Origin of the sequence: Brevibacterium sp. 239c (assembly GCF_900169365.1) — a bacterium.
Taxonomy (GTDB): domain Bacteria; phylum Actinomycetota; class Actinomycetes; order Actinomycetales; family Brevibacteriaceae; genus Brevibacterium.
This window is the reverse complement of record NZ_FXZH01000003.1, coordinates 227,126-248,675: the sequence shown is the minus strand read 5'-3', so window position 1 is coordinate 248,675 and position 21,550 is coordinate 227,126. Positions and strand designations below refer to the sequence as shown.

Sequence of the window (21,550 nt, the reverse complement as noted above, 5' to 3'; positions counted from 1 at the left end):
GCAGCATACGCACCGATTAGCAGAGCCGAAGTGTTCGGCTAGTCGGTGCGTTCTGTCAGCTCAGATCCCGGAAGCGATCGGAGCGAAGAGCAGAAGGCTGGGGACGAGCAGCAGCCCCAATGCTACGAGGCTCGACGTCACGCGCACCGGTATCCGCGCTGGGTCCAGGGGCCGGGAGAGACGGTCGATCCGCTGGGCCGAGAGGTCGCTGCGGTGCTCCGGGCTGATGCCTGCGGCTTCACGCACCGCCTGGGCCAGAATCGCGGGGTCGACGTGTTCGCGCGCTTGGTCATCGGCCATGAGCTCAATCTGACCATTGATGGAGTTGAGGCCGATCGCGGTGGCGGCGAAGAACGGCAGAGCACGGTGCCACGCGGCAAAGGGAATCACCAGGACGTCGTGGCGGAAATCCAGGTGGGCTCTCTCATGGGCGATGACGGCTGTGCGCTCGTCCTCGCTGAGGACTTCGAGTAGGCCGGTGGAGAGAACTGCAGTGCCCTTGCGTGGACCCTGGGGCAGGCAATAGGCGACGGCCTCGTCGGTGGAGATGATGCGCGTATCTGGGTAAGTCGCGGATGGTTCGCTGAGCAGGTGCAGGATCTCATCATGGCGAATGCGAGTCTTGCGAGCTGAATAGAACGTCAGAGCAAGGCAACCCAGCAGCCGGCCGATGAGTGCTACGGCGATGATGAGGAAGATCCAGGCGAAGACTGTCAGGTGGGCGTGTGACTCTCCTCTGGCCAGCTGCCAGAGCCCCTCAGGCAGGCTGTGCGAGTTGGGAGCAACAGCGAACGCCAGCGCCGTGCCGATGAGCGAGAGGCCACCGGAGAGGCCGACGGCCTGCCACAGGATGACCTTCGAGATGGGGTCTCCGCGAAAACGGGATAGCGCGGCCGGAACCGGCCACGCTAAGAGAAATGCAAGTACAGCGAGGACGGATCCCACTATGCTCATGCTCGGGAACGACCTGCCTCAGGAATTGGTCGAGTGATTGCGTCCCAGCAGGTTGCGCAGAGCCTTCGTATCGGCCTCCGACACGGTGCCGAGGAATCGTGCAAGAACCGCCTGGCGATCCGGAGCCTGTGAGAGCACCTCGGTCATCAGCTCTGCGACATGGTCTTCTCGCGTTGATACTGCGAGGTAGCGATGTGGCCGGATGCTGCGATCGCGGGTGACGAAGCCCTTCTTCTCCAGGCGAGTGAGGACGGTGTGAACAGTGGTCAGGGCGAGGTCGCGTGCTGCCAGCACGTCGCGAAGCTCGGCCGCGCTCAACCCATCATCATGTACCCAGATGGCGTCCATGACGCTGCGTTCGAGTTCGCCCAGTGTTCCCACGGTGTCCTTGTCCTTTGAGGGGATGTTTTTTCTTGCGAGTTCAGTCTAACTCTACAAGCCGTCGAATTCTATGTGAGATCGACCGTAATCAACTTCGTGTCTGCCGCTGGACCAGATTTTGGCGGGACCAGGGCCGTGCGAGCATCCTCGCAGAGTAGGGTGAGCGCAAGCGGGCAATGATGCGCGTTCTGGGACGGCAGATCTTAGATGGCAGAATCTTGCCTTAATGCCTTCTACGCATTGTAGAATTCTACGTGTTGTAGAAATTAGATCCTCCACGAACGGAGTACCCATGGACCTGGATCCGGTTCTCATCGGGCGCTGGCAATTCGGCATCACCACCGTCTATCACTTCTGGATGGTCCCACTCACCCTCGGTCTCGGCATGCTGGTCGCGATCCTGCAGACCATGTACCACCGCACGGGCAACGAGATGTACCTGCGCAGCACCAAGTTCTTCGGGAAGCTCTTCCTCATCAACTTCATCATGGGAGTGGCGACCGGACTGGTCCAAGAGTTCCAGTTCGGAATGGCATGGAGTGAGTACTCCCGTTTCGTCGGAGACGTGTTCGGTGCGCCCCTAGCGCTGGAGGCACTGCTCGCGTTCTTCTTGGAGTCGACATTCATCGGACTCTGGATCTTCGGCTGGGGCAGGCTCCCACGCGCAATCCATCTGGGCAGTCTCTGGTGCGCCGTCATCGGGTCATGGATCTCCGCCTACTTCATCATTGTCGCGAACTCCTGGATGCAGCACCCCGTCGGTGTCGAATTGGTCGACGGCAAAGCGGTGATGACCGATGTCTGGGCGGTGATGACGAACAATACGGCGATCGCCGCCTACACTCACACGCTATGTGGGGCACTTGCCGTGGGTGGCAGCTTCCTGCTCGGAATCTCCTGGTACCACCTGTACCGTCGACGCAAGGACGGCATCGACACAATCGGTCCCGACGGGAAGGTCGTCGTCGGCTCCGCACCAGATTTGCCCGGCAGAGACGCCATCGACCACCAGGTCTGGATTCGGTCTCTGCGCATCGGTGCAATCGTCGGCCTTGTCGCTTTCGTCGGAGTGGCGATCACCGGCGACATCCAGTCCAAACTCATGTTCGAACAGCAGCCCATGAAGATGGCTTCAGCAGAGGCTGCCTGTCACGACGGCACCGAGTTCTCGGTGCTCACGATCGGAGACCCCTCCTCGAACGACTGCGATGGAGTCGAGAACGTGTTCGAGATTCCCGGACTGCTGTCCTTCCTCGCCAAGGGCGACTTCAACACCCCGGTCCACGGTGTGACGACGCTGCTTCCCGACTATCAGCAGAAGTACGGCACCCACCTGCCCGAGGATGAGCGCTATGGAGAGCACTCCGGGGAGAAGATCGACTACCAGCCCATCATGATCGTCACCTACTGGGGATTCAGGATGATGATCGGCTTCGGCATGGTCGCCGCGGGAGTCAGTGCCCTGGCACTGTGGCTGACTCGCAAGGGTACTGTTCCAGCCTCACCTTGGCTGATGCGCGGGGCGCTCCTGTCCATCACCGCGCCGTTCATAGCGAACTCAGCGGGCTGGATCTTCACCGAGATGGGACGTCAACCCTTTGTCGTCGCGCCGAATCCCGCACAGCTCGACGGCGTGTATATGTTCACTCAGGCAGCCCTGTCGCCCCAACTCACGCCGGCGATGCTGCTGTTCTCACTGATCAGCCTCAGCCTTGTCTACGGCATTCTCATGGTAGTCGAACTGCGGCTGCTCATCGTCTATATCAGGGGAGGGGTCGCCTCGGCGATGCCTGAGGTCACGAAGACCAACCACACCCCGCGGATCACGAACGACGAAGACGACGTCCTGTCGTTCGCGTACTGAGGAGAAGACACGATGGAAATTCTTGCCACGATCTGGTTCGTCCTCATCATCGTGCTGTGGACGGGATACCTGTTCCTCGACGGCTTCGACCTCGGTGTCGGAATGCTCATGCCGCTGCTGAGCCGGACCGAACGACAGAAGCGAGTGCTGCTCAACACCATCGGGCCGACCTGGGACGGCAACGAAGTGTGGCTGATCACCGCAGCTGGGGCGACATTCGCTGCCTTCCCGCACTGGTATGCCTCCCTGTTCAGCGCCCTCTACATACCGCTGACACTCTGCCTGCTGGCATTGATCTTCCGCGCCGTGTCCATCGAATACCGCGGCAAGGGGCACAGCCAGTCGTGGAAGTCCTTCTGGACCTGGGCGATGGCAGTGGGCTCGGCTGGAATCGCCTTCTTCGTCGGGGCCATGCTCGCCATCACCTCCACCGGGCTGCCGCTCAACGACAATGGTGACCTCATCGGAGGGGCCTTCGCCTGGGCGGGCTGGCCCGCAGTCTTCGGAGGCCTGGGCGGGATCGGCTTCGCCCTCGTCCACGGCCTGATCTTCCTCGGTCTGAAGACGCGAGGCGACATGCGCGAGAAGGCTCAGCGGTGGGCTCGGAGGCTGCTGCTGCCCGGCTCCATCGGCTTCCTCATCTGGTTCGGTCTCTCCATCACTCATCGCACGTGGCTGGCCGCCGTGGTTCTCGCTGCGGTCGTCGCCCTGGTGGCGGCGTACTTTGCGGTCCGATCCGGGGCGGAGAAGGCGGCCTTCGTCCTGCACGGAATCTACCTCGCAGCTGGACTCTTCGCCGTATTCGCCGGTGCCTATCCCAACGTGCTGCCCTCGACACTGGACTCGGCAAACTCCCTGACCATCGCCTCGGCGTCCTCGGAGGACTACACACTCACTGTGATGCTTGTGGTGACCGTGATCTGTCTGCCGATCATCATCGGCTACCAGATCTTCAGCTATCGCATGTTCCTAGGCCGCATCGCCGAAACGCACATCCCCGAAGCTCACCGCGTGCCGGTGGCGATCAGGTCATGAATTCTCCCCTGCGGATCCTGCTCGACCTGCCGGGCGGACAGCGCGGATTCTGTCTCTCCCTGTTCAGCGCATTGGCGCGTGCCGTGGGCATCGTGCTCATCGCCGAGGCTCTGGTGCGCTCGATCGTCGGGCCGAGCCCGATTGCGGTCTGGGCGGTGCTGGGGCTTCTGGGAGCGGCACTGCGGGGTGCGAGCCTGTGGGCGGATCACAGTCTGGGGACGTCACTGGCGGCTGTGAACAAGCGGCGGCTGCGGTTCTCGATTCTGCGGTCGCTGCTGACCAGGCGTGGGCAGCCGCGCATGAACACTGCCGTCACAGTCACACGCGGCATCGACGACCTCGACGACTACTTCACGACCGTGGTGCCCGCGCTGAGTGCCGCAGCGGTGGTCCCGGTGACGCTGCTCGTTCGTATCGTGTTCACGGATGTCCTTTCCGCCGTCATCATCGCACTGTGCCTGCCGTTGGTGCCGGTCTTCATGATCCTCATCGGCCGATTCACCGAGGCCTCGACCGCAGCCAGTTCAACTGCACTTGAGCGACTGTCCGATCACCTCGCAGAGCTGGCCGAGGGGCTGCCCGTGCTCATCGGACTCGGCCGTTCAAGAGACCACGCACGCACCCTGCGCGAACTGGGGGAGAAGTACCACAGCGCCAACCTCGCCGCACTGCGCATTGCATTCCTCTCAAGTCTTGCCCTTGAACTCATCGCCACGATCTCCGTCGCCCTGGTCGCCGTCGTCATCGGTCTGCGCCTCGTCTCCGGAAGCATGGACTTGAGCTCCGGCCTCTTCATCCTGCTCCTAGCGCCAGAGTGCTTCACCCCGCTGCGCGAGCTCGGCGCCGGCTACCACGCCAGTGAGAACGGTCGCGAGGCACAGGCTCGTGCCCTTGCACTCGTCGCAGACAGCGACAGCGTAGCCGAGGACGGGTTCGGCCATGACGATGAATCCAACGACGATGAGACCAGCGACGATTTCCTCGATGCCCAGCACCGCGTCGTCTACCCGAACGGCACGACGATCGAGTGGACCGGAACCTTCTCGACCACTCCCGGCATTACGGCGATCCGAGGTGTCTCAGGGGCAGGCAAATCGACGATTCTGGCCGCTCTGTCCGGCAATCTGCCCGCTCAGGCCAGAACAACACTGGCATCGCGTCAGGTCGCATTCGTCTCGCAGGCTCCCCGTTTTTTCGGTGCGACGATCGGAGCCGAACTCGACGTCTACGGTCTCCCGTTTGCCCAACAGGGTACCGCTCTGCGTGGCGCTCGTCTGCCCGAGGACCCGGCACTATCGACGTCTGCGCTGAGTCCCGGACAGCTCCGCCGACTCGCATTCGTCCGGGTACGCCACCTCATTGACGGCGACTCCGAGGCACTCGTCCTCGACGAACCGACCGCTCACCTCGACGATGCCAATGCTGAGATCATCATCGACATGATCGCCGAGGCGGCCAAGCGCGTGCGTGTCATCCTGGCCAGCCATGATGACCGGGTCACTGCACTCGCCCAGGACGAGATCAGCCCCCGGAAGGTCAACATGGGTGCGACCGCCGCACCAGCAGTGGCTTCGCACTCAGCGACGACTCCGAAGCCGGCGACACTGACCGACCCAACAACACTGACCGACGCTTCACAGACCGCGGCGAACGTGGGCGAGGAGCGCGGTTGGTCAAAGAGGGAACAGAGGGCGACGCTTCGTCGCCGGTGGTCGCTCCTGCGGTCGAGTATGCCGCTCTTCACCCCGAACATGATTGTTGCTCTGCTCGCATCGTGCGGCTCCAGCCTGGCAGCGATAGCGCTGACTGCGGTCTCCGCCTGGCTCATCGTCGAAGCGTCCTACCAACCTCCGATAATGATCCTCTTGGTCGCCATCGTCGGTGTGCGGTTCTTCGGGCTGAGCCGATCAGTGCTGCTCTATCTCAGCCGACTCAAGCTGCACTCGGTGATCTTCGCATCGCTGGGCAGACTGCGGTCTCGACTCTGGGAGCACTTCGAAGCAGTCGGAATGGGGGATCGGAAACTGCTGACCTCCGATGCCGCGCTGCGCACCATGGTAGCCGACGCCGATGATGTGCGGGATCTGATTCCGCGGACTCTGTTCCCACCTGTCGCTTCATCGCTGGTCTTCCTCGCGGTGCTCATCACCGCCTGGGCACTCGACCCGGCGACCCTGCCGGTGTTCCTGACACTCGGCATCCTCAACCTGGTCGTGCTGCCGACCGCCATTATCAGGAGTGAAAGCAGCCTGGCCCGGCGCGTCCGAACTATCCGCAACGGGATCCTCTCAGTCCTGACACGGGCGTTGAACGCCACAGCGGACCTGCGGACGAACCGTGCTGAAAAGAGGGTTCTGACAGCACTGGGTCGCGAAGAGCAGGAGCTCTACCGTGTTCAGCGCCGCTCCTCACACCACTTCGGCATTGCGCAGCTCTGGGTGCAGCTGAGCACGGTGGGCGCCGCTGTGCTCATTGCGATGACCTCCTCAGCGCCGACCGAGATCCGAGCCGTCGTTGTTCTCATCGCACTCGGTTCTGTCGATGTCTTCACGCAGTCGCTGCAGGCCTTCCGTGCGCTGCCGACGCTTGGTGCTGTCCTTGACCGGATCCCCGCTTTGGCGCCTACCAGGGCAGAGTCCTCGACGGACAAACATCGGGACAAAATCACCAGGGCAGACGGGTTCACCGTGCTTGAGCTCGACGATATGAGTGTCGGATGGGATGCCGGTCCGGTCGTCGACCATGTGGACCTGCGAGCAGCGAGGGGCCGATGGACTGTCCTGCACGGTGACAGTGGTACCGGAAAGTCGACGACGCTGAGTGTGCTCCTGCGCTTCCTGGACCCGTGGTCAGGTTCATATAGCGCCGAGGACGACGCGGGTCGGGAGACGGATGTCCTCGGATTGTCACCGGCAGACCTCGCAGGCGCAATCGCCTGGTGCCCGCAGGAGGCACATATCTTCCGGTCAACAGTGAGGGGCAATCTGGCGATCGCGCGCAGAGACGCACCCAGCACCGAGGAGATGTGCGCGGCACTGACCAGCGCGGGATTGGCCGAATGGGCCGACCCAGCTGGCCTCGAACTCTGGGTCGGCGATCACGGGGCAGAGATCTCAGGAGGACAACGTCAGCGTCTGGCCGTGGCCAGGACACTCCTGAGCGGGGCGAAAGTCCTCGTCCTCGACGAACCGACTGCACACCTTGACGATATGATGGCACACCGACTGGTGAATGACCTGCGAAAGAACCTGGACTCACACACCGTTGTGATGGTCACTCATGACGCCAGCCTGATCACAGACGACGACCGCCTGGTCGAGCTGGGTGGCGAACTCAGTCGCGCTTCGAGCCGAACATGATCTCGTCCCAGCTGGGGATCGATGCACGACTGTTCTTCTTCGACTTCGCTTTGGACTCAGCAGTGTCTTTGAACTGATTCGACTCCTCGCTGACACCAGGCTCATTGAGCAGAGACAGCTGATTGTCGTCATCGAACCTGCCGACCTCCTGAGTCGGCTCCTGAGGCTCATCCGGATCGACGGATGTGGGATCTTCGAACGCGAAGACCTCGTCATCGGAGGCGTCTTCCGGACGTCCCGGCGCGGTGTGCGCGCCCTGCGGGTGAGTCTCAGGGTCCTCAGTGACAGCGCGAAGCTTGCCACGTGGCTCTTCCTCGTCCTCATAGCGGCGACGCTTGCGCAGATTCTCCAAGATCCGTCCGGTCTCCGCCTGATGATCACGAGCGGCAGGCGATGTCTCAGCAGGAGCTGGAGGAGCGGAGGGCGTGTCGATCTCCTCGGTGATCTTCTGACGTTCGGCACCGGTCCCGTAATTCGGAATGGGTCCTGTATCTGTCGGTCCCGAATCGGCTAACCATTTCGCTTCATCGTCGATGGGAGTCAGCGACCGGCGGTAATAGTTCCATCCAGCCGTGCGAGTGCGATCCGCGGCGGTGAAGCTGAGCTGAATGTACCAGTTGCCATCCTGCTGCTTCCACGCATCCCAATCCATGGTCTCGATGTCGACGTCGCGCATCGCCAGACGGGTCTGGCACAGTTCCACCAGGGGAGTCGGGTCGCCATTGGGGTCATGGTCGGAATAGATCGGGTGCTGGCTGGCCGTGTACGCCGTGTGAGCGCGTTCGGCCAGAGCCGGGCGTTCATAGGTGCGGACCTGCTCGGCATCGGCGCCGGTGGAGGCGATGACCTCCTCGGCGCTCATCCCGCCACGGATCATGGCTTGGATATCACGGGGGCGCACGGGGGTCTCGGGCTTGACGCTGGTGCGGTCCTTGCGGACAGCGGCGTACAGGGCCTCGTCGAGAGCCAATCGGTACTGCAGTCCGTTCTCGTCGTTCAGCAGCAGATGAGTGCCGTCGGCGTCGACTCCGTTCAAGATCAGTTCACGCATGCCTTAAGCTCCTTTATCGCGTCTCCCTGCATCGTGTCACGTCCGGGCACACGAGCAGGGCAGATTTGCGCGCGAGTCGCGAAATCACGGCTCTCATCGGCGCTTGGCTGGCCGGTTCGGTCGGTGAACACTCTGCTCGAGAGCTTGAGCCGGTCTGCTTGAGGTCCTGAATCGGTCTGCTTGAGGGACTGGGCAGGTCTGATCCGTGAGTGGAACTGACTCACAGGGCGGACAACAGGCACGGACCCTCTACAGGCTGTAAAATCTGTAACTGTGAATAACACTGAACCCATTGACTCTCTCGTCCTCATGTCATTCGGGGGACCGGAGGCTCCAGAAGAAGTCGTCCCTTTCCTCAAGAACGTCACCGCCGGTCGCGGAATACCGGAGGAGCGACTCGAAGAAGTAGGTGAGCACTATTACGGATTCGGCGGAAAGTCGCCCATCAATGATCAGAACAAGGCGCTTCTGCAGGCTCTGCGAGAAGAGCTTGATCGTCGCGGCATCGACACCCCGCTCATCTGGGGCAACCGCAACTGGGCACCGTATCTGACCGACGAGGTGCGTGCCGAGTCGCAGGCCGGTCGAACTCGATTCCTGTCCATCGACACCTCGGCGTACTCGTCGTATTCTTCGTGCCGTCAGTACCGCGAAGACTTTGCCAAGACCATCGAGGAGCTGTCTGCCGAGGGCACGACCGTCACGATCGATAAGATCCGGCAGTTCTACAACCACCCCGGATATGCCGACGCGTGTGCGCTCCTGCTCAAAGAGGGGCTCGACGACTTCTCGAAGCAGGTCGGTGCTCTTGACGCGAAGCAGCATCGGATCCTCTTCGTCACACATTCGATCCCAAATGTCATGCAGGACGCCTCCGCGGTGGAGACCAGCGGCTATCGCGCACAGCACGAAGAGCTCATGGCCCACCTCATGGATGGGCTGCCAGCGTCCCAAGTGCTTCCCGCCGAGTTGGTGTACTGCTCTCGTTCGGGGGCGCCGGAGGTGCCGTGGCTCGAGCCGGACGTCAACGATCGGATGACGGAACTCGCCGCCGACGGTGTCACCGGGGTGGTCCTCGTTCCGATCGGGTTCATCTCCGATCACATGGAGGTCGTCTTCGATCTCGATACCGAGGCGAAGGAGACGGCTGCCGAACTCGGCTTCGCCTTCACCCGTGTTGCCACCGTCGGAACGCATCCGCTGTTCGTATCGGGACTCGTTGACCTGGTCGAGGAGAGAATCGCACAGCTTCGCAACGAACAGCCTCCGGCTCCGACCATTCCCGGCTCTGCTGCGCTAGTGCCGGGCAGCGGCGCGTGCAGCATCGAGTGTTGTCGCGGACGCATCGAACGGGCGACCGAGCCGAACTGGACAGTCTGAACCAAACGCCCTCCGAGGGTTCCTGGAGATACGAAAATCCCTCCCCTGCCAGTTGTGCAGGGAAGGGATTTTCGGTGTCAGTCTGCCCGGTGAGTCAGGACTCTTCCGGTGCGGGAATGACGGGAATCGCTCCGGTCTCTGCTGTGATGACCGCGGCGATCGGACCAGTGTCCACATCGTTGCGATCGGCAAGTTCCAAGAGATTCTGCAGGTCGTCGATCAGGGTCTCGACGAGGTAGTCGTCCCCATTGGACCGAGCTTCATGAATGCGATGACGGACATCGTCGATCCTGGTATCGAGTTGATTTGCGAATTCACTCATCGTGTATTCGTCCTTCCTCGGGCCGTCTCCCACGCATGGGGCGATCCCAGTTTCATTCACCGACTACATGCTATCGGCGCTATTCGACTTATGCATTCTCGCAGAGCTTTTCGAGAGTCGTATGTGCAGCCCGTCGCATACCGACTCGCCGGTGACGAGAATCACAATGAACATGGACGATCTGATCTTGCCAACAGCACCCATACAGTGCACAATGCTGGGGACACGTTTGGCGAGAGGGGCTGAAAAACCTCTTGAGCACACCCGACAGAGAGCGATGGGCCATATGGCAACGGATTACGACGCACCTCGTAAGCAAGACGATGAAATCAAAAGCGATTCGATTGAACAGCTGAAGGCTTCACGCTCGCAGGCGCAGGCAAGCAAGATTGACGAAGACGAGACTGCAGTTGCGGAAGGGTTCGAACTCCCCGGTGCGGACCTGTCGAACGAAGAGCTCTCCGTTCGAGTGCTGCCCAAGCAGAATGACGAGTTCACCTGTATGGAATGCTTCTTGGTTCGCCATCGCTCACAGCTGGCGAGCGAAGAAGGCGGAGTCCCCATCTGCACGGACTGTGCTGGCTGAATCGGCTGTCGGAAGATACAAGAACGCGCCCTTGTCGGGGCGCGTTTCTGTGTCTCGGATGGGTTCTGGTTCGGGTGCTTCAGCGTGAGTTCCGGTGCGTCAGCGTGATCGAAGCAAGTGCTGTGAGGTGGTGAGGCTCAGGGCTTGTGAGGCTCAGGGCTTGAGCGCTGCGGCGAGCTCCATCGGCCGTTTGCTCGAAACCAGCCAGTAGGGCGTCGGGTCGGTCTCATCGTGAATGTCGATCCGCACCGCAGACTTGGCCCAAGGGCGCAGCATGAGGAAGGCTCGAGCGTCGAGGCCCGTACCTCGCGCGGTCCGTGCACCTTCGGCGTCGTAGCCGGTGGCATCAACTACAAAACGGCGATCGATATGTGCGTCACCGACGAAGAGCTGCTGTTCGGTGACGATGATCGAGATCCCGAGTGAACGCAGCCACCACGCCAAGAGGACGAAGCTGATCACCGGAAGGATGATGGTGCCAGCCTTCCACACCGGCAGGACCATGAGCGCGGTCGAAGCCGCAGCGATCACAATGAGAATCCACATGCCGATGGATGGGCCGAGTTTTTCCGTGTAGACCACGCGTGTTTCGGGTTGAGTCGTTGCCATATGGCCATTCTCCCATAACGGACTTTTTGGAAGCGCTCAGGCTTCGGCATTAGAGTGCTTCTTTGTGGCAGGAATCCTGAAGATTGACCTCAAGCTGCTCGATGCAGGCATGACACCTCCCTCGTACGCGCACGCGTCCGATGCAGGTGCCGATCTGTGCTCAGCCATCGACTGCGTCCTCGAACCATTCGAACGGAAGGTCGTGCCCACCGGCATCGCGATCGCCCTTCCTGACCGTTGCGCCGGATTCGTCCATCCGCGCTCGGGTCTCTCGAGCAAACACGGGGTCACCGTGATCAATGCTCCAGGCACGATCGACGCCGGTTACCGTGGTGAGATCAAGGTGCCGCTGATCAACCTGGATGCGCGGGTCCCTGTGCGCATCTCGCGTGGAGACCGTATTGCTCAGCTCATCATCCAAGAAATCAAACAAGCAGACTTCACCCTGGTCGATTCGCTGGACGACAGCGATCGCGGCGCAGGGGGCTTCGGCTCCACAGGTGGAGTACAAGCAGGTCTGACCGAGAGAGAGGTGTGAACGACCATGGGACTGTTCTCCCGATTCTCCAAAAAATCCTCCGCTGAGAAGATCGACGACACCGTCGACGAGGAGCACGGCGTCGACGATGCTGTGACAAATGACACAGACGCCGGCGACTCCGCCGACACTGACTCGGATGAGACCGCCACGAGCGCAACCGCTGACGCGAAGATCGACGAAGACTCCGAGGACATGACGAGCGACGACGAGCTCGACGAGGAGGCCCTGCTCGAGAAGTCAGCTCCCTACGATCGTGCAGAGAAGGGCCCGTTCGACGCTGCAGAAGACTTCCCTGAGCTCAACCGACTCGACTTGGGCGCTCTCAAGGTGCCCGTTGTCGACGGCATGCAGGTGCGCCTGGACACCGACGACGACTCTCAGCGCGTGCTGGCAGTGACACTCATTCATGAAGGCGGCGGGATCCAGCTGCAGGCCTTCGCAACACCACGCTCAGAGGGCCTGTGGAACACCGTGCGCAAACAGTTGGCGGACGGAGTCACCTCCCAGGGTGGTGAAGCCTCGGAGCTGCACACCTCACTGGGCCGAGAACTCGCAGTCGAAGTTCCCGCCAAAACCGAGGACGGCCGACCTGGAAAGCGTTCCATGCGCTTCGCCGGAGTCGACGGACCACGCTGGTTCGTCCGTGCGGTGTTCTCCGGCAAGGCCGTCACGAACGAAGAGATCCGGTCCGAACTCAGTGCACTCTTCCGCGGCGTCATCGTCGACAGAGGACAGGAGGCGATGGCTCCACGCGAGCTCATCGTGCTCACCGCGCCCGAGGTCGACGGAGATCCTGAGGACGAGGCTGGGGACGAGAACAAGGACGAACTCAATCCGTTTGAACGCGGCCCGGAAATCACCGAGGTTCGCTGAGTCCCATGCTGGACGTCATCACACGCTTCATGCGTGACTTCGGCTCCAGAGATGCTGAGGCCCGGGCCGACCTGAGACTGGTGTCCCAGATTCCTGGCGTCATCAGCGTCCAGGACCTCAACCCACGGCAGATGTCGAGGGTCGCCGGTGTCGTCAGCGCTGTGACGCAGTCATGCAGCGGATACAATCCTAGTCTGCACATCACGGTTGCCGATGGGACCGGGGAGGTCCACGCACAGTTCTTGGGCCGCCGTGAGATCAGTGGAATCAGACCCGGTGCCCTGATCGTCCTAGAGGGGCGCTTCTGCGCTCACGACGGAGCGTTGAAGGCCCACAACCCGGTCTATGAACTGATCCATACCCGCGACGACCACGAGTGAGCTCATTCGGCGGGAGCCTGCAGCAGTTCGAGCAGTGCGCCTTCCTGATCCGGTGAGGAGAGGAAGAACAGCTCGTCTCCTGCTTCGATCACGTCATCGGAGCTGGGCGCGAATGCCCGCGAGTTGCGGATGACGGCGACGAGCACAGTGTCGAGTGGGAAGGCGATGTCGCCGATCCGTGAGGCGACGAGCGCGGAGGATTCGTGGACGGTGAACTCCATCAGTCCCGCCTGGCCACGTTCGAAGCTCATCAGATGCACAAGGCCGCCGACCTCGACAGCCTCCTCGACCAGGGCAGTCATCAGTCGCGGAGTCGACACCGCCACGTCGACGCCCCAGTTCTCGTCGAAGAGCCACTCGTTCTTCGGATTATTCACCCGCGAAACGGTGCGCGGAACACCGAACTCCGTCTTGGCCAACAGCGACAGAACGAGATTTGTCTTGTCATCACCGGTCGCGGCGACGACGACATCGGCCTCTTCGAGTTTGGCCTCGCCCAATCCAGCCAGCTCGCAGGCATCCGAGAGCAGCCATTCGGCACCCGGTATGCGCTCATGACCCAGAGCTTCCTTGCTCTGATCGATGAGCATGACCGAGTGCTTCTTGTCGAGGAGCTCCCGGGCCACTGACCGACCGACTGACCCTGCCCCTGCGATGACGACTCTCATTCTTCCTCCATTGCTCGCACCGGCTGGTCCAGAATCTTCTCGATCTCGCCGAGGCGGTCCACCGGACACATCAGATGAACCAGGTCCCCGTCCTGGAGGAGCAGATCCTCATGAGCGAGGATGCCCTCGGAGAGTCGAGTGACGTAGGCGACGCGGGCCTTGGTCCTCGTCTCAATCTCCCTGATGGGCCTGGCCACCCAGCCGGGATCGAGATGGACTTCGGCGAGAACGAGCCTGCCGGAGGGCTCGCGGAATTCGGTGATCGATCCCTGCGGAACGAGTTTGCGCATCACTTGATCGGCTGTCCACCGCACCGTGGGAACGGTCGGAATGCCCAGTCGCTCAAAGACCTGGGCACGGTTGGGATCGTAGATTCTGGCAGCGACGTTGGCCACGCCGAAGGTCTCCCGGGCGACACGCGCGGCGAGGATATTGGAATTGTCGCCGCTGGACACGGCGGCGAAGGCATAGGCGTCCGAGGTCTTCGCCTGAGACAGAGTCTCACGGTCGAACCCGATGCCTGTGATGGTGGAACCGCTGAAATCTCGACCGAGCTTGAGGAATGCATCGGGGTCGCGGTCGACCACTGCCACCGAGTGCCCGTTAGCATCGAGGGCTTTGGCCAAGGACGCTCCGACTCGCCCGCAGCCCATAATCACGAAGTGCATGGGTAATCCTCTCCGCATTGATCTACCATTAGTGCCCGTGGCCAGCAGTTTTTCTGATGCCGTCAAAAGACTACTCGTTGGACGGCCCTTCCGCAGTGAGGACAGGCGTACGCCGGCGCTGAAGAAGCGCATCGCGATGCCCGTCTTCGCCTCCGACATGCTCTCGTCCGTGGCCTATGCCCCCGACGAGATCCTGTTGGCGCTGTCCCTGACCTCCCTCGTCGCCCTCACCGTGGCGCCCTGGATCGGTGTGGCCGTCGGCGCTGTGATCCTCGTGATCGTCGCCTGCTACCGCATCAACGTCAAGGCCTACCCCTCCGGCGGCGGTGACTACGAGGTCGCATCGAAGAACCTCGGACCCCGTGCCGGTCTGGTTGTCGCCGCGGCTCTGCTGGTGGACTACGTGCTGACCCTGGCCGTGTCGATGACGGTCTTCGCGGCCTACATCACGACGGCCTTCCCGCTCCTGGCCCCCTACCGCGTCCCCGTGGCGATCATCGGGATCCTGCTCATCACCCTGGCCGGGCTGCGCGGTTCACGTGCCACGCCGGTGCTGCTGGCAGTCCCGACTTACCTGTTTCTGGGCGCAGTCTTCCTCACCATGTGTGTGGGACTGCTGCGGGTCGGCGCCGGAGACCTCCCACAGGCGGAGACAGCCGGCTACACCATCGCTCACAGCGGAATCAACGACGAAGCCACGCTGGGGCTGGCAACGGTTCTCATCGTCCTACGTGCCTTCTCCTCGGGATCGGTGGCATTGGCCGGTGTTCAGACGGTGGCCACAGCGGTGCCCGCCTTCAAGAAGCCACGCGGCAAAAATGCCGGCAACACCCTGCTGCTCTCGGGCCTGTTGGCGGCCATGATGCTCACCGGTCTGACGTATCTGGCTTCGGTGACCGGGGTCAAATACGTCGACGATCCTCATCTCTTCCTCGTGCGACCCGATGGCAGCGCGGTCAGTGCCGAATACGAACAGGAACCCGTCCTCGCACAGCTGGCACACGCCATCTTCGACAACGCGCCCGTGATGTTCTACGTTGTGGTGCTCGTCGCGGCCCTTGTGCTGCTCGTCGCCGCCAACACCGCCGTCGAAGGATTCCCCGGTCTGGCCTCACGTCTGGCGCGTGATGGATTCCTGCCCAGACAGCTGGCGACGAAGGGCGACCGGCTGACGTTCTCCAACGGCATCCTGCTCTTGGCCTTCGCCGCAATCCTGCTCGTCATCGCATCCCGGGCCTCAGCGACGACGCTGATTCAGCTCTACCTCGTCGGTGTCTTCGCCAGCTTCGTCGTCGGACAAGCGGGCATGGTCCTGCACTGGAACAAGCGCCTGCGGCTGGTCATCGACTCGAAAGCGCGGGTGCGGATGCACCTCAATCGACTCGTCAACGGGGCCGGCTGCATCATCGCCTCTGGCGTGCTGCTCGTCGTCATCGTCTCCAAATTCCTCGCCGGTGCCTGGCTCGCGGTCGCGGCGATGGCCGGACTGTTCCTGATCATGGGCGCGATCCACCGCCACTACTCGCGCGTTGCCCGGGAACTGGCCCCGGAGGCTGACGGCGGCTCGCGGACAATCCCGTCGAATACCCACGCGATCGTCGTCGTCAATGAGATCAACAAGCCGACGCTGCGAGCTCTCTCCTACGCCCGAGTGACCCGTTCCAGCCAACTCGAGGCCATCACCGTCGCCATCGATGAGGATTCGGCCGGGGCACTGCAACGGCAGTGGAACGAAATGGCTCTGCCTGTGCCGCTGACGGTTCTCGATTCGCCCTACCGAGAGCTGGTCCGGCCGCTGTTGGCACACGTGCTCGCGATCCGCCGCAGGTCCCCGCGTGACCTCGTCATCGTCTACATTCCCCAATACATCGTGGGACGCTGGTGGGAACACATTCTGCACAACCAAGTAGCTTTGAAGCTGCGCACTCGTCTGCTGTTGGTCCCCAACGTCGTCGTGGTCTCTGTACCCTGGCGGTTGCGTTCCTTCTCCCGGCAGTACGGCGGCGACGGACCCGAAAACGACAATCCTCTGTACAGACAGGCTTGAACACTGATGAGCGCACCCTCAGCCGAAGAGATCCCGCCGATGGATCTGACCCTGCACATCGAGAGCCCCGCCGCTGGCGGCAGCAGCATTGCTCGCCACGAGGGACAGGTCGTCTTCGTCACCGGAGCCATTCCTGGGGAGACTGTGCGTGCTCGCACCGAGGCAGGACCGGCAGCGAAGTTCCTGCGCGCCGACGTCACCGAGGTGCTCGAAGCCTCGGAATTCCGCGTTGCTGACCGGCGCTCACATTTCCTCGCCGGCGAGGCCAGCCAAGGGCCGCTCTTCGGCGGAATGGAGTACGCCCATGTCGATCTCGCCCACAGTCGTGATCTCAAAGCCGAGATCCTGCACGATCAGCTCTCCCGCATCGGACATATCGATCGCAGCGTCGACGTTGCAGCCGCGCCGGGGGAGAGCAGCGGACTGAACTGGCGGACCCGAGTTCAGCTCGCTGTCGACGCCGACGGCCGGCTGGGGATGCTGGCACCGCGTTCCCATGATGTCGTGCCCCTGTCCATGGCCCCGTTGGCGACTTCTGCCATCGCCGAGGTTGCCCTGTCCTCGCTGTGTCTGCCGGGTGCCGATCGGCTCGAGTTCGTCTGGTCAGGTGAGCGCGGAGCAGCGATTGTGCGCGGAGACTGTGAGCGCTCGGCTCTCACCGACCTCGCCGAGGCTTTGCCTGCGCACTGGTCGGTGCTCGCCGATGCGCGCAACGGCATCGGACGCAAGGGCGCAGGCACCAAGGGTGGTCATTCGAAGCTGGGCATGGTCAGAGGAGATGACCACCTGATCGAAACGGTCTCCGGGCGTGACTACCGAGTCGCGGCTGATGGTTTCTGGCAGGTCCACGAGCAGGCGCCTGAGCTGCTGAGCGCTCAGGTCAACTCTGCGCTCGATGAGCAGACTCGGATGATCACGGATCTCTACTGCGGTGTCGGGCTGTTGGGAATCAGCGCCGCCAACGCCACCGGTGCCCGCCTCTACGGAGTTGAGGGTGCGAAGTCGGCCATCGAGAACGCGAAGGTGAACGCGAAGGGCCTCAAGGCGGCCTTCGACGCCGCCCGGGCAGACCGCGTGAGCATTCCGAACTCGGACGTCATCATCCTCGATCCACCGCGTTCCGGCGCTGGCAAAGCCGTCACCAGGGCACTTCTCGAATCGAGTGCGAAGACGATCATCTATGTCTCCTGCGACGCCGCCACTCTGGCACGCGACCTCGCGGTCCTGGTCAATGGTGGATTCACCATCGAGGGCCTCCGCGGCTTCGACCTGTTTCCGCTCACCGCACACGTGGAAACGGTCACCGTCCTCAGACGATGACCGTATCCGGCCGTCGGCCCACCTCGGCGACCTGGGGCGCCATCGGGACCTGAACCCATCTCGGCGAGGGTGGGTTGTCAGACTCGGGACTTCTGGGGGAGGAGAACGAGGACGATGAGCGCGATGAAGGTGGTCAGGAAGCCCCATAGGCCCCACCATCCTGAGGAGCGACCCTTTTCACTGGCCAATGTTCGACAGATGACAGCGAAGATGATGCCCACGAGGAGTGCACCGAATCCGAATCCGGCTCCGAGGGTGAACGGGTCCATGAATGCTCCTAGTCCGCAGCGGCTGATATGACTCCAGATTAGGGACTTGCGGCACCTCTTCGCGCGGGAGTTGTCCGGACTGTGACTTGGGGAAAACCCGATTCTCAGTTCACCGACAGGCCACTGTCCGAAGGTGGTCAAGGGCGACCAAATGAGATAGAATTTATCTTGACGTCAAGATACTTTTGGAAACATTTGTGTCGCGTAAATCGGTGCGCGGCTCACGGGCTTGCCCGGTTTCTTGGATGAGTGTCGGATGAAACAGGAGAATCACGATGAGCAACGTCGATACGTTCAAATCGAAGAGCACCCTGACCGTAGGCGAAACGGATTATGAGATCTATCGCCTGGATCAGGTCCCAGGGTCAGAGAAGCTTCCCTTCAGCCTCAAGGTGCTGATGGAGAATCTGCTGCGCACTGAAGACGGTGCGAATATCACTTCGGAGCATATCGAAGCCCTCGGCAACTGGGATCCCAGTGCCGAACCGGCTACGGAAATTCAGTTCACCCCCGCCCGTGTGGTCATGCAGGACTTCACCGGCGTGCCCTGCATCGTCGACCTCGCGACAATGCGCGAGAAGGTCGTCGAGCTCGGCGGAAAGCCGGAGCAGGTCAACCCGCTGGCTCCGGCCGAGCTGGTCATCGACCACTCGGTTCAGATCGATAACTTCGGCACCGCCGAAGCGATCGAGCTGAACATGGACATGGAATACAAACGCAATGGTGAGCGCTACCAGTTCCTGCGCTGGGGCCAGACGGCCTTTGACGACTTCAAGGTCGTTCCTCCAGGCATGGGCATCGTCCACCAGGTCAACATCGAGCACCTCGCACGCGTCGTCATGCCGCGTGAGGTCGACGGTGTTCTCCGCGCCTACCCAGATACCCTGGTCGGCACCGACTCCCACACCACCATGGTCAACGGCCTCGGTGTCCTCGGTTGGGGCGTCGGCGGCATCGAGGCTGAGGCAGCCATGCTCGGCCAGCCCGTCTCAATGCTCATCCCTCGCGTCGTCGGCTTCAAGCTGACCGGCGAGATCCCTGCCGGTGTGACCGCAACGGACGTCGTGCTCACGATCACCGATATGCTGCGCCAGCACGGAGCCGTCGGAAAGTTCGTCGAGTTCTACGGTGAGGGTGTCTCCGCTGTGCCGCTGGCCAACCGCGCCACGATCGGCAACATGAGCCCCGAGTTCGGTTCGACCGCCGCGATCTTCCCGATCGACGAAGTGACCATCGACTACATGAAGCTCACCGGTCGTTCGCCCGAGCAGATCCAACTGGTTGAGGACTACGCCAAGGCCCAGGGCCTGTGGCATGACCCCAGCAACGAAGTTGAGTACTCGGAGTACATTGAACTCGATCTCTCCAGCGTCGTGCCTTCGATCTCAGGACCGAAGCGCCCGCAGGACCGCATCGAACTTTCCGACGCGAAGAACCAGTTCGCTAAGGACATCCACAACTACGCAAAGCCCGGCGAAGAGAACAACTCGGCTCCGGTCACCACCGGCGATGGATCCAGCTTCGAACTGGCCAACGGTGCTGTGGCGATCGCTTCGATCACCTCGTGCACCAACACCTCGAACCCCTCGGTGATGATGGCTGCAGGCCTCCTGGCCCGCAACGCCCGCAAGCGCGGACTCAACTCCAAGCCATGGGTCAAGACCTCCATTGCACCGGGGTCGAAGGTCGTCACCGAGTACTACAAGAAGGCCAACCTCATTGAGGACCTCGAAGCACTCAACTTCTTCGTCGTCGGCTACGGCTGCACCACCTGCATCGGAAACTCCGGACCGCTGGATTCCGACATCTCGCAGAGCATCCAGGACAACGACCTGGCAGTCTCTGCAGTCCTCTCGGGCAACCGTAACTTCGAGGGCCGCATCAGCCCCGATGTGAAGATGAACTACCTGGCTTCGCCTCCTCTGGTCATCGCCTATGCTCTGGCGGGAACCATGGACTTCGACTTCGAGAACCAGCCTCTGGGCCAGGACTCGGAGGGCGTGGACGTCTACCTCAAGGATCTGTGGCCATCGCCAGAAGAGGTCGAGTCGGTCATTGCCTCCTCAATCTCGACAGATATGTTCGACGAGGAATACGGCCGCATCTTCGAAGGCGACGACCGCTGGAAGGCGCTGCAGACACCTGAAGGTGCGATCTTCGAGTGGGACGACGAGTCGACCTACGTGCGCAAACCAACCTTCTTCGACGGAATGGGCCTGGAAGCAGAACCCGTTTCCGACATCAAGGGCGCCCGCGTGCTTGCGAAGCTCGGCGACTCGGTCACCACCGACCACATCTCGCCTGCAGGTTCCTTCAAGGCCGACACGCCGGCCGGCAAGTACCTCATCGATCACGGTGTCGAGCGCAAGGACTTCAACTCCTTCGGCTCACGTCGTGGCAACCACGAGGTGATGATCCGCGGCACGTTCGCGAACATCCGCCTGCAGAACCAGCTCCTCGACGGAGTTCAGGGTGGCTTCACCCGTGACTTCACACAGGAGGGCGGTCCACAGACCACGATCTTCGATGCTTCTGTGAACTACGCGAAGAACGACACCCCACTGGTCATCCTCGGTGGCAAGGAATACGGTTCGGGATCCTCGCGTGACTGGGCAGCCAAGGGCACGAAGCTGCTCGGCGTCGAGGCCGTCATCACCGAGAGCTTTGAGCGCATCCACCGCTCGAACCTCATCGGCATGGGCGTTGTTCCGCTGCAGTTCCCCGTCGGTGAGTCCGCTGACTCGCTGGGACTCGATGGCACGGAGACCTTCTCGATCTCCGGTATCACCGAGCTCAACGAAGGCACCACACCCAAGACTGTCAAGGTCTCGGCAGAGAAGGAAGACGGCACCACCGTCGACTTCGACGCAGTGGTCCGCATCGACACCCCGGGTGAAGCCGATTACTACCGTAACGGCGGCATCCTGCAGTACGTGCTTCGTCAGCTCGCGACTGCTTGATCTGAAACCGTCGTCTCTGTGGCGACGACTCGGTCTGACTGTTAACAGGTCTGACTGAGTTCAGGTCTGACCGACGAAGGCCGGTGGGATCATCCCACCGGCCTTCGTTATACCCGCACGTGCTCAGCGCTTGTGTCTATTCGGCCAGGTCGCAACGGCCTCCGCCGGTTGCACAGGTCGTTGCGCCAAACGTCACAACCTCCCGCGAGCTGCACGTTCTACCCTCGCCGCCTATCTTCATCATTGCTGCCAACTCCTACCACCAGCTGCACAATGTTCGCCA

The 21,550-nt window shown here is 61.9% G+C and carries 19 protein-coding genes; 11 read left to right on the top strand and 8 right to left on the bottom strand.

Translation table 11 applies throughout. From position 1 onward, the window contains the following. Positions 1 to 60 precede the first annotated feature (60 nt). Complete coding sequence (locus BSP239C_RS04530; protein WP_101570425.1) at positions 61 to 954, bottom strand: M56 family metallopeptidase; 894 nt, start codon at positions 952 to 954, stop codon at positions 61 to 63. 18 nt (positions 955 to 972) lie between these two features. Further along, positions 973 to 1,335 carry a BlaI/MecI/CopY family transcriptional regulator gene (locus tag BSP239C_RS04525; protein WP_009884389.1) on the bottom strand — a complete coding sequence of 121 codons (363 nt, stop codon included), beginning with the start codon at positions 1,333 to 1,335 and terminating at the stop codon, positions 973 to 975. Positions 1,336 to 1,627: 292 nt separating this feature from the next. Between BSP239C_RS04525 and BSP239C_RS04520 the strand changes: the two genes are divergently transcribed. From BSP239C_RS04520 to cydC, 3 genes are read left to right on the top strand one after another with little or no spacing between them, the layout of a single operon-like run. Next, positions 1,628 to 3,199 carry a cytochrome ubiquinol oxidase subunit I gene (locus BSP239C_RS04520; protein ID WP_101570424.1) on the top strand — a complete coding sequence of 524 codons (1,572 nt, stop codon included), beginning with the start codon at positions 1,628 to 1,630 and terminating at the stop codon, positions 3,197 to 3,199. 12 nt (positions 3,200 to 3,211) lie between these two features. Next, positions 3,212 to 4,234 (top strand): cytochrome d ubiquinol oxidase subunit II, encoded by a 1,023-nt coding sequence (gene cydB, locus BSP239C_RS04515; protein ID WP_101570423.1) that lies wholly within the window; start codon positions 3,212 to 3,214, stop codon positions 4,232 to 4,234. Then, the gene (cydC, locus tag BSP239C_RS04510) at positions 4,231 to 7,593 is read left to right on the top strand and encodes a thiol reductant ABC exporter subunit CydC (protein ID WP_101570422.1); all 3,363 of its coding nucleotides are present in this window, start codon (positions 4,231 to 4,233) and stop codon (positions 7,591 to 7,593) included. Before cydB ends, cydC begins: the two co-directional genes overlap by 4 nt. Here cydC and sepH read toward each other — a convergent pair. Beyond that, positions 7,568 to 8,644: a septation protein SepH gene (sepH, locus tag BSP239C_RS04505; protein WP_101570421.1), complete on the bottom strand. Its 1,077-nt coding sequence runs from the start codon at positions 8,642 to 8,644 to the stop codon at positions 7,568 to 7,570. The genes cydC and sepH overlap by 26 nt on opposite strands. A gap of 273 nt (positions 8,645 to 8,917) precedes the next feature. On the opposite strand from sepH, the gene BSP239C_RS04500 reads away from it, so the two are divergent. Next, entirely contained in the window at positions 8,918 to 10,024 is a 1,107-nt protein-coding gene (locus BSP239C_RS04500) for a ferrochelatase (protein WP_101570420.1), read from the top strand. A 94-nt stretch (positions 10,025 to 10,118) separates the two neighbouring features. Here BSP239C_RS04500 and BSP239C_RS04495 read toward each other — a convergent pair whose 3' ends face one another. Continuing rightward, positions 10,119 to 10,346 (bottom strand): hypothetical protein, encoded by a 228-nt coding sequence (locus BSP239C_RS04495; protein WP_101570481.1) that lies wholly within the window; start codon positions 10,344 to 10,346, stop codon positions 10,119 to 10,121. Positions 10,347 to 10,632: 286 nt separating this feature from the next. Between BSP239C_RS04495 and BSP239C_RS04490 the strand changes: the two genes are divergently transcribed. Further along, positions 10,633 to 10,932 carry a DUF4193 domain-containing protein gene (locus BSP239C_RS04490; RefSeq protein WP_092107696.1) on the top strand — a complete coding sequence of 100 codons (300 nt, stop codon included), beginning with the start codon at positions 10,633 to 10,635 and terminating at the stop codon, positions 10,930 to 10,932. A 153-nt stretch (positions 10,933 to 11,085) separates the two neighbouring features. On the opposite strand, the gene BSP239C_RS04485 is transcribed toward BSP239C_RS04490, so the two are convergent. After that, positions 11,086 to 11,541, bottom strand: a complete 456-nt coding sequence (locus tag BSP239C_RS04485; RefSeq protein WP_101570419.1) for a DUF3093 domain-containing protein — start codon at positions 11,539 to 11,541, stop codon at positions 11,086 to 11,088. 64 nt (positions 11,542 to 11,605) lie between these two features. Here BSP239C_RS04485 and dut point away from each other — a divergent pair, with 64 nt between their 5' ends. The 3 genes from dut to BSP239C_RS04470 are packed head-to-tail and all read left to right on the top strand — an operon-like array spanning position 11,606 to position 13,335. Continuing rightward, complete coding sequence (gene dut / locus BSP239C_RS04480; protein WP_180958921.1) at positions 11,606 to 12,079, top strand: dUTP diphosphatase; 474 nt, start codon at positions 11,606 to 11,608, stop codon at positions 12,077 to 12,079. A 6-nt stretch (positions 12,080 to 12,085) separates the two neighbouring features. Then, the gene (locus BSP239C_RS04475; RefSeq protein ID WP_101570418.1) at positions 12,086 to 12,955 is read left to right on the top strand and encodes a DUF3710 domain-containing protein; all 870 of its coding nucleotides are present in this window, start codon (positions 12,086 to 12,088) and stop codon (positions 12,953 to 12,955) included. Positions 12,956 to 12,960: 5 nt separating this feature from the next. Then, positions 12,961 to 13,335 (top strand): OB-fold nucleic acid binding domain-containing protein, encoded by a 375-nt coding sequence (locus BSP239C_RS04470; RefSeq protein WP_101570417.1) that lies wholly within the window; start codon positions 12,961 to 12,963, stop codon positions 13,333 to 13,335. A 2-nt stretch (positions 13,336 to 13,337) separates the two neighbouring features. Here the strand turns inward: BSP239C_RS04470 and BSP239C_RS04465 are convergent, their stop codons facing one another. After that, positions 13,338 to 14,003: a TrkA family potassium uptake protein gene (locus BSP239C_RS04465; RefSeq protein WP_101570416.1), complete on the bottom strand. Its 666-nt coding sequence runs from the start codon at positions 14,001 to 14,003 to the stop codon at positions 13,338 to 13,340. After that, positions 14,000 to 14,671, bottom strand: a complete 672-nt coding sequence (locus BSP239C_RS04460) for a TrkA family potassium uptake protein (RefSeq protein ID WP_101570415.1) — start codon at positions 14,669 to 14,671, stop codon at positions 14,000 to 14,002. The genes BSP239C_RS04465 and BSP239C_RS04460 overlap by 4 nt, the downstream gene beginning before the upstream one ends. 136 nt (positions 14,672 to 14,807) lie before the next feature. On the opposite strand from BSP239C_RS04460, the gene BSP239C_RS04455 reads away from it, so the two are divergent. Both BSP239C_RS04455 and BSP239C_RS04450 read left to right on the top strand, forming a co-directional pair. Continuing rightward, positions 14,808 to 16,718 (top strand): APC family permease, encoded by a 1,911-nt coding sequence (locus BSP239C_RS04455; RefSeq protein ID WP_101570414.1) that lies wholly within the window; start codon positions 14,808 to 14,810, stop codon positions 16,716 to 16,718. Between the two features lie 6 nt (positions 16,719 to 16,724). Continuing rightward, positions 16,725 to 18,038, top strand: a complete 1,314-nt coding sequence (locus BSP239C_RS04450) for a class I SAM-dependent RNA methyltransferase (protein ID WP_226841493.1) — start codon at positions 16,725 to 16,727, stop codon at positions 18,036 to 18,038. A 77-nt stretch (positions 18,039 to 18,115) separates the two neighbouring features. Here BSP239C_RS04450 and BSP239C_RS04445 read toward each other — a convergent pair whose 3' ends face one another. Next, positions 18,116 to 18,307 carry a hypothetical protein gene (locus BSP239C_RS04445; protein ID WP_101570413.1) on the bottom strand — a complete coding sequence of 64 codons (192 nt, stop codon included), beginning with the start codon at positions 18,305 to 18,307 and terminating at the stop codon, positions 18,116 to 18,118. Between the two features lie 275 nt (positions 18,308 to 18,582). On the opposite strand from BSP239C_RS04445, the gene acnA reads away from it, so the two are divergent. Then, entirely contained in the window at positions 18,583 to 21,267 is a 2,685-nt protein-coding gene (acnA, locus tag BSP239C_RS04440; RefSeq protein WP_101570412.1) for an aconitate hydratase AcnA, read from the top strand. Positions 21,268 to 21,550 lie beyond the last annotated feature (283 nt).